Consider the following 7,059-nt stretch of genomic DNA (forward strand, 5'->3'; position numbering starts at 1 on the left):
GATCAATGAAGGATAGTGCAATGAAAACCAGATTCTCGCCTGTCGAAGGCCGCGCGGTGCAACTGGACGAGATCGAGTGGGTCCCGTTCCCCGATGCACTGAGTGCAGGTGGTATTCGTTGGAAACTGCTCAACGTCGCGCCTGAGCTGGGATCTTGGGCAGCGATCTTTGATTGCCCTGCGGGTTCTTCCTTCAACAGTCACCATCACATCGGCCCAGGCGAATATTTCTTGACCAAGGGGCGCATGGAGGTTCGCGGAGGGACTGACGATGGGGGCGAAACCGTTGCCGCCCCTGCCTACGGCTATGAAGCGACCAGCGCCTTTCACGGGAAGACCTACTTCCCTGTCGACAGCGAATTCTACATGACCTTCCTCGGGCCGCTCCAGTTCGTCGATGCGCCTGGTGGCACCACGCATGCGCTGGTGACCTGGGATGCGGTGCAGGCTGCATGGGAAGGAGCCCAATCTGCCTGAAGACCTGATCCGCGATCTTCGTGCTGCGGTCGGCCGGAAATACCTTCTCACCGACGCAAATCGCACTGGCCGCTATAGCAAGGGATACAGGGTTGGCGGCGGTGCCGTGCTGGCGGTAGTCCGCCCCGGTACACTGGTGGAGCTATGGCGCGCGGTGAAGGCCTGCGTGCATCACCACGCGATCATGATTGTCCAGGCCGCCAACACCGGGCTGACGGGCGGCTCGACTCCATATGGCGACTACGACAGGCCAGTCGTGCTGATTTCCACCACACGCATCACCGGCATCATGCCCATGATGGAGGGAAAGGAAGCTATCTGCCTAGCGGGCAGTACGCTGACCGGGCTCGAGCTGGCGATCAGACCGCTCGGCCGCGTGCCTCACTCCGTGATCGGCTCATCGTGCATCGGAGCGTCCGTGGTGGGTGGCATCTGCAACAATTCGGGCGGAGCGCTCGTTCGACGCGGTCCGGCCTTCACGCGCCGCAGCCTGTTTGCGCGCATAACTGCTGACGGCGAGCTTGAGTTGCACAACGGACTTGATCGCGATCTCGGAGAAACCCCGGAAGCTATTCTGGGCGCGCTTGATCGTGGACATACCGGAAAAGCGCAAAAGCGAACTTCGATAAGGCCAACGGGACATGGCCTTGATCCATTCAACTATGCCGATCACGTGAGGGAGGTGGCCGCCACGCCAGCGCGATACAACGCGGACCCTGCCCGATTGCATGCAGCATCGGGCTGTGCAGGAAAACTCGTCGTCTTCGCCGTGCGGGTCCCGACATATGCCGCACCCGAGCGCGAACGCAGCTTTATCGTGGGCACCAATTCGGTCGAACACCTTGCCGGCTTGCGAAGGGTCATGCTGGACAATCTGCAAACGCTGCCATCCGTCTGCGAATACATGCATCGCAGCGCCATCCAACTCGCTGCCAGCCACGGGCGCGACATCTGCCAGGCGCTGACACTTTTTGGCGCGGCGGCGATGCCTCGGGTGCTGAGCCTGCAAAAGCGGATGGATGCTATCGGACGCCGCGTGGGCCTTGGCAATCATCTGGCAGGACGGGTTTCGCAAAAGCTGTCCACGATCGGCGGTCACCCGGCGCCGGTAAATCTGCGGGAGTTCATGCAGGAAAACGAGCACGTGCTGCTGATCACTACGGACGGTAGTGGCATCGAACCTATCGAGGCGATGCTGGCCACGTATTGCGCACTCCCCGGCCTGACGTTCCGGCCCATGTCAAAAGCGGAAGCCGAAGCCGCCTTTCGCCTGCGTTTCGCGAGCGCCGGGGCTACTGTAAGGTTGCGCGATCTCTCGGGCGGGCGCTGCGAACTGGCGGCGCTCGATATCGCCTTGCCGAGAGATACCCCAGACTGGTTGCTGCACCTGCCGGAGGACCTGGAGAGCCAGGTGAAAGACCGTGCAATATACGGCCACTTCCTGTGCCACGTCTTCCACCTCGATTACGTATTGAAACCGGGTTTCAGCGCCGAATCCTTCGAAAAAGCAGTGAAGGCACTGGTCGAGGCGCGTGGTGGTCAGATGCCGGCCGAACACAATTTCGGCCACCTTTACAGGGCGCCCGATCACGTGGCGCAATTCTATCGCAAACTCGATCCGACCAATTCGCTGAACCCGGGAGTCGGCCAAACCTCGCGCGCGCAAAATTGGGCGGATTGACCGATGTCCACCGGAAGATTTTGTAAATGACGAAAACTCGAATAAGTTGAAACAATGGAGCCGGGGCCGCAACCCGGGCACCAAATGCACAGAGGACCAGTCGAATGGTCCCGGCAGGGGAGAACGACAATGCACGGCTCGATCGATCAGGTAAGCTGGTCCACCTCGGATTTTTCCTCACAGGAACGATACGACGCGTGGGTTGCAGCGCTGAATGAAACATTCGGCAGCTGGAACCCGGAGTTCCCACGGAGCACTGGGTTCTCAGCCAAGGTAAAAGCCAGTAAATTGCCCGGTCTCTCTCTAGTCGAATGCTTCTGCGATCCATGCGGGGCCAACCGCTCTCGTGCAGAAACCTCCCTTATCGAAAGCGAACAGCTGACTATCCAGCTGGTGCTGTCCGGCAAGGAGTACATGAAGCTGGGCGATCAGGAGACGACGCTGTCGCGCGGCGATGTTTTCGTATGGGACAACACCCAGCCGATGCAGTTTTCTGTCCTTGAACCATTGCACAAGATGTCGCTCGTCGTACCGCTCGACCGGTTGAAGAACTGGGTGCCAAACGGCTGGCGCGACCTTCCGCGCCACCTCAAAAGCGGGGAGCCGAACGCCGCGATGCTGGGAAGTTACGTGCGCTCTCTTTCGCAGATCGATTTCGACAAGAGTCCCATGCGCTATAACGCCCTTATCGAAGCGGCGATTGCCATCCTCGTTGCCCCGCTAGCACCGCGAATGAGCGAGAACACCCATCGCGAGGCGCAACTGGAAACGGTCAAGGCCAAGATCCAGCCGATGCTGCGCGACCCCGGCTTAGATCTAGAAACGATCGCAGCGCGCAACTGCATATCGCTTCGTTACCTGCATTGGCTGTTCGAATGTGGCGGAACCACGCCGTGGCGCTATGTCGTGCAAAAGCGCATGGAAGGCTGCAAGCGCGATCTACAAAACGCCGACCACGCGCACCGCAGCGTCACCGATATCGCTTTCTCCTGGGGCTTTTCCAATTCCGCACATTTCGGACGCAAGATAAAGGCGGCCTACGGCGTTTCGCCCACAGAGTTACGCAGAACTGCACTCGGCGCACACTGAGCCGAAGTTCGACCGCACAGGCCTTCATTACACAAATCGAACAGTTACGTTGCACTCCACGCAGAGAGCCGAGGGGACAAGCGTGCGACATTGGCTCCTGAAACAAGCATGATTTTGGGAGAGTCTCATGTTCGATCTGTCGACCAATAGTCGGGCTTCCTTGCGAGGCGGTGCATCGCTTTTCGGATTGCTGGGCGTGTTAGCCGCAAGTGGCCCCGCATTTGCACAGAGCAGCGCAGCTCAAGAGGCTGCGGCAGAGCAGACGCCCGGTGTCATCATCGTGACAGCTCGCAAGCGCGCCGAGACAGTGCTGGAGGTGCCGGAGAGCGTCACAGCATTCGGCCAGGAAACACTGGAACGCGCAAATATTGAGGACATCGACGATGTAGGCCTGGCAGTTCCCAATTTGCAACTCAGCACTCGCGCCGATGGCTTTCCGAATGTGACAGTCCGGGGCCTTGGTGGCTTTGGGAATACGCAGGGCGTCGGCTTCTATCTCGATGACGTGCAGCTGTTCGGCGATGCATCGTCGCGCTTTGGTGACATCGAGCGGATCGAGGTGCTGAAGGGACCGCAGGGCATCCTCTACGGCGGCTCCAATATCGGCGGCGCGGTGAAGTTCGTCAGCGCGCGACCCGATCCGGGCGTGTTCGAAGGGCGCATTGCCGCCCGCGCCGGGACGGATAACTATTTCGACGGCGAGCTGGAACTGAACATCCCATTGGGAGAGGACTGGGCCTTCAAGGTTTTTGCCTTCGGAGAGACCGACGACGGCTTCCTCGTCAACCCACGCACCCCGCGCCTGAACGGCCAGATAGCCGTTGCCGACGAAGACATCGGCCACCGCGAACAATACGGCGTTCGCGGTGCGTTGTTCGGAGAATTGGCTGGCGGCACGGAGATCTACTTTACCGCGCGCTACAACGAATATGACGGCCCGAATAACGCCTGGGTCCGGGAAACCGATACGAATTTCGGCTACTCCAATTTGATCGACCTCAGCTACAATCCGCGCAACGAGCGGGAAACGCTGGGCCTGACCGGGCACATCGACATTCCCATCGGTAACGTGACCTTGCAGTCGATCACCTCCTACACCGATACGTCCTCGCGCCGCGAGACCGATCTCGACATCCAGAACGAGTTCGTTCTCGATCTGGTGCGACCCGAGGAATTCGATGCCTTCACGCAGGAAATCCGGCTTTCCTCGGACAGTGGTGGGCCTTTCGAGTGGCAAGTTGGCGCCTACTATCTCGACCTGACGCGCGATCTCGATTCAAACCTGCTGATTCGCGAGGCTTTCTGTTATCTCGATCCGGGCACCTGTGCTCCGCTTGGCCAGGATGACGACGTGCTGCTGGCGGAAGTGCCTTTCGAGATAAGTCGGCGAGAGCGGGAGCAGCTGGCTGCCTTCATCAATGCCTCCTACACCTTCGGCCAGATCGAACTGAGTGGTGGCCTGCGGGTCGACAACACCCGCACCAGCCGCGCAAACCTCGATACCGGTCTTGACGGCGAGAATAAGGAGACGGTCGTCCTCGGCCGCGCATCGATCGCCTGGCAGAACCCGGATGAAACGACACTGCTCTACGCCACCTTCTCGCAAGGCTTCGAACCGGCTGATTTCTCGCTATCGAATTTAACCGGCGCCAATACGTTGCTAGGCTATGGCGAGGAAACTGCCGACCAGATCGAGATCGGTTATAAAGGTCGACTGCTCGACAACTCGCTGTTCCTGACGGTGGCGGCTTTCTACATCGCGTACAATGATCGCCAGTTCGAATTGCAGGCCGCAGACCCCCAGACCGGGGGCTTTGTCGAAGGGGTCGTCAATGTCGGCGATTCGACCCAGATGGGGGTCGAGTTCGACCTGACATGGCAACTGACCAACAACCTCACCCTCTCTGGCGGTGCGGGCTACATCGATGCCGAGTGGGACGATGGCACCTTTTCTCCTGTAACCGGCCGCGATCTATCGGGCGTACAGCCGCCCAACGTGGCCAGCTGGAGCGGCAGCGCCGCACTGGAATACGAAGGCGATATCGGGCTCAACGAATTCTTCATCCGCGGACAGGCCCGTTACAAGGGCAATAGCTCTACCAATTCCCAGTTCTTCGATGCGCCCGGCGATGAATATCCCGTGTTCGACAACCCGTCCTATTTCGTTGTCGACCTTGCGGCAGGTATCGATTTCGGATCCTTCAAAATCGGCGCGAGAGTCGAAAACCTTTTCGACGAGCGGTACTTCAACGACCTACAGGAATTTCCCAATTTCGCCGGCAGCCTGAACCCCGGCGAGCCCGGGCAAATCATTATCGGAACCCTGGGGCAGACACGCCGCTTTATTGTCTCTGCCGGTTTCGAATTCTAAAAGGGTTCCCCTCTCTGGGGTCTGCTTGCAGTTCGCGGAGTAGCATTAGCTGACCGTCCGCTACTGATGCTGTGGACGGCTCTCCATCCACCTGCGGTAGTATCGCGGGATTGAGCTGGAAGGAGACTCGAGATGAGCGAAGTGGTTACGATTGGTCTGGATATCGCGAAGTCGGTGTTCCAGGTGCATGGCGTTGGAGCAGATGGCAAGGTGCTGATCCGCCGCCGACTGACGCGAGCGAGGATGCTGCCGTTCTTCGCGACGCTGCCGCGGTGTCTCGTCGGCATCGAGGCGTGCAACAACTCGCATTACTGGGCGCGAGAGTTGACCGCACTGGGTCACGATGTGAAGCTGATGCCGGCGCAATACGTGAAGCCCTACGTCAAGCGCGGGAAGAACGACGCTGCCGATGCGGAAGCGATCTGCGAGGCGGTGACCCGGCCGACGATGCGCTTCGTCGCGGTGAAGAGCCCAGAGCAGCAGAGCCTGATGATGCTTCACCGTGTGCGGTTGATGCTGAACCGCCAACGCACCCAGATCTCGAACGCGATCCGTGCACACATCTCGGAGTTTGGAGTGGTGGCACCGGTCGGCCGACTTGGGGTCGAACGGCTGCTCGAGGTGGTCGCCGATGCAGGCGACGATCGCGTGCCGGAGGATGCGCGTCTTTGTCTGCAGATGCTGGCAGCGCAGCTTGATGTCGTGAAGCAGCAGATTCTCGAGAATGACCGACGCGTACTGGCCAGTGCACGGCGGACCGAGCTCGGCCGCCGATTGATGGAGATCCCCGGCGTGGGGCCGCTTCTCGCAAGCGCATTCGTTGCATCGGTCGCCGACCCCACAGTGTTCAAGACCGGTCGCGATCTCGCTGCATGGATCGGGCTCGTGCCCAAGCAGAACTCGTCGGGCGGTAAGGAGCGGCTCGGCAGTATAACCCGGGCGGGCAACCGATACCTGCGGCAGATGCTCGTCGTCGGGGCGATGGCGGTCATCCGCCATGCCGAGCGGCATGGCACGAAGCGACCTTGGCTAGTTCAATTGCTTGCCCGCCGGCCTGCCAAGGTCGCGGCGGTGGCGCTTGCGAACAAAAACGCCCGCATGGTCTGGGCGCTGATGACCAGTGGCGAACGCTATCGCCAGCCGCAGCCGCAGCCGATGCCGGTATAGAAGCTTCGCGCGGTCACCGCGCTGACGAAGTTGGAAAGGGCAAAGAGGAGTTGATGCACGAAGCCGGTTGAAACCGCCGGATCGGGAAAACCCATTTTGGGCCGTGGCGCTTCGAGCGCGTGCTATAGGTCGGGACCCGGTTCGCGCGAAAGGCATCATGGCCAGCGGCGCATGACACAGCCGCATTCAAAGGCCGGACACATGGCCGCCTCGACCAGCAGAATGCAAAACTTCATAAAACCCTTGCCAACGGAGGGCCGTCCACACACGGCCCA

The 7,059-nt window shown here is 60.1% G+C and carries 5 protein-coding genes; all 5 read left to right on the forward strand.

All coding sequences use genetic code 11. The annotated features are described in order from the left end of the window. Nucleotides 1-20 precede the first annotated feature (20 nt). Complete coding sequence (locus tag D2V07_RS11755; RefSeq protein WP_119587158.1) at nt 21-476, forward strand: cupin domain-containing protein; 456 nt, start codon at nt 21-23, stop codon at nt 474-476. Further along, the gene (gene dld, locus D2V07_RS11760) at nt 436-2,157 is read left to right on the forward strand and encodes a D-lactate dehydrogenase (protein WP_119587159.1); all 1,722 of its coding nucleotides are present in this window, start codon (nt 436-438) and stop codon (nt 2,155-2,157) included. The genes D2V07_RS11755 and dld overlap by 41 nt, the downstream gene beginning before the upstream one ends. Nucleotides 2,158-2,286: 129 nt before the next feature. Next, entirely contained in the window at nt 2,287-3,246 is a 960-nt protein-coding gene (locus D2V07_RS11765; RefSeq protein WP_158586821.1) for a helix-turn-helix domain-containing protein, read from the forward strand. Between the two features lie 196 nt (nt 3,247-3,442). Then, complete coding sequence (locus D2V07_RS11770; RefSeq protein ID WP_158586822.1) at nt 3,443-5,617, forward strand: TonB-dependent receptor; 2,175 nt, start codon at nt 3,443-3,445, stop codon at nt 5,615-5,617. A gap of 132 nt (nt 5,618-5,749) precedes the next feature. Next, nucleotides 5,750-6,784 (forward strand): IS110 family RNA-guided transposase, encoded by a 1,035-nt coding sequence (locus D2V07_RS11775; protein ID WP_119587162.1) that lies wholly within the window; start codon nt 5,750-5,752, stop codon nt 6,782-6,784. The last annotated feature ends 275 nt before the right edge of the window (nt 6,785-7,059 follow it).

It is taken from the genome of Aurantiacibacter zhengii (assembly GCF_003584125.1).
Lineage (GTDB): Bacteria > Pseudomonadota > Alphaproteobacteria > Sphingomonadales > Sphingomonadaceae > Alteraurantiacibacter > Alteraurantiacibacter zhengii.

What these genes read in the sequence shown, in the direction of transcription:
- D2V07_RS11765 (WP_158586821.1), top strand. Translation starts at nt 2,287, where the DNA reads ATGCACGGCTCGATCGATCAGGTAAGCTGGTCCACCTCGGATTTTTCC.
- D2V07_RS11775 (WP_119587162.1), top strand. Translation starts at nt 5,750, where the DNA reads ATGAGCGAAGTGGTTACGATTGGTCTGGATATCGCGAAGTCGGTGTTC.
- D2V07_RS11755 (WP_119587158.1), top strand. Translation starts at nt 21, where the DNA reads ATGAAAACCAGATTCTCGCCTGTCGAAGGCCGCGCGGTGCAACTGGAC.
- dld (WP_119587159.1), top strand. Translation starts at nt 436, where the DNA reads ATGCGGTGCAGGCTGCATGGGAAGGAGCCCAATCTGCCTGAAGACCTG.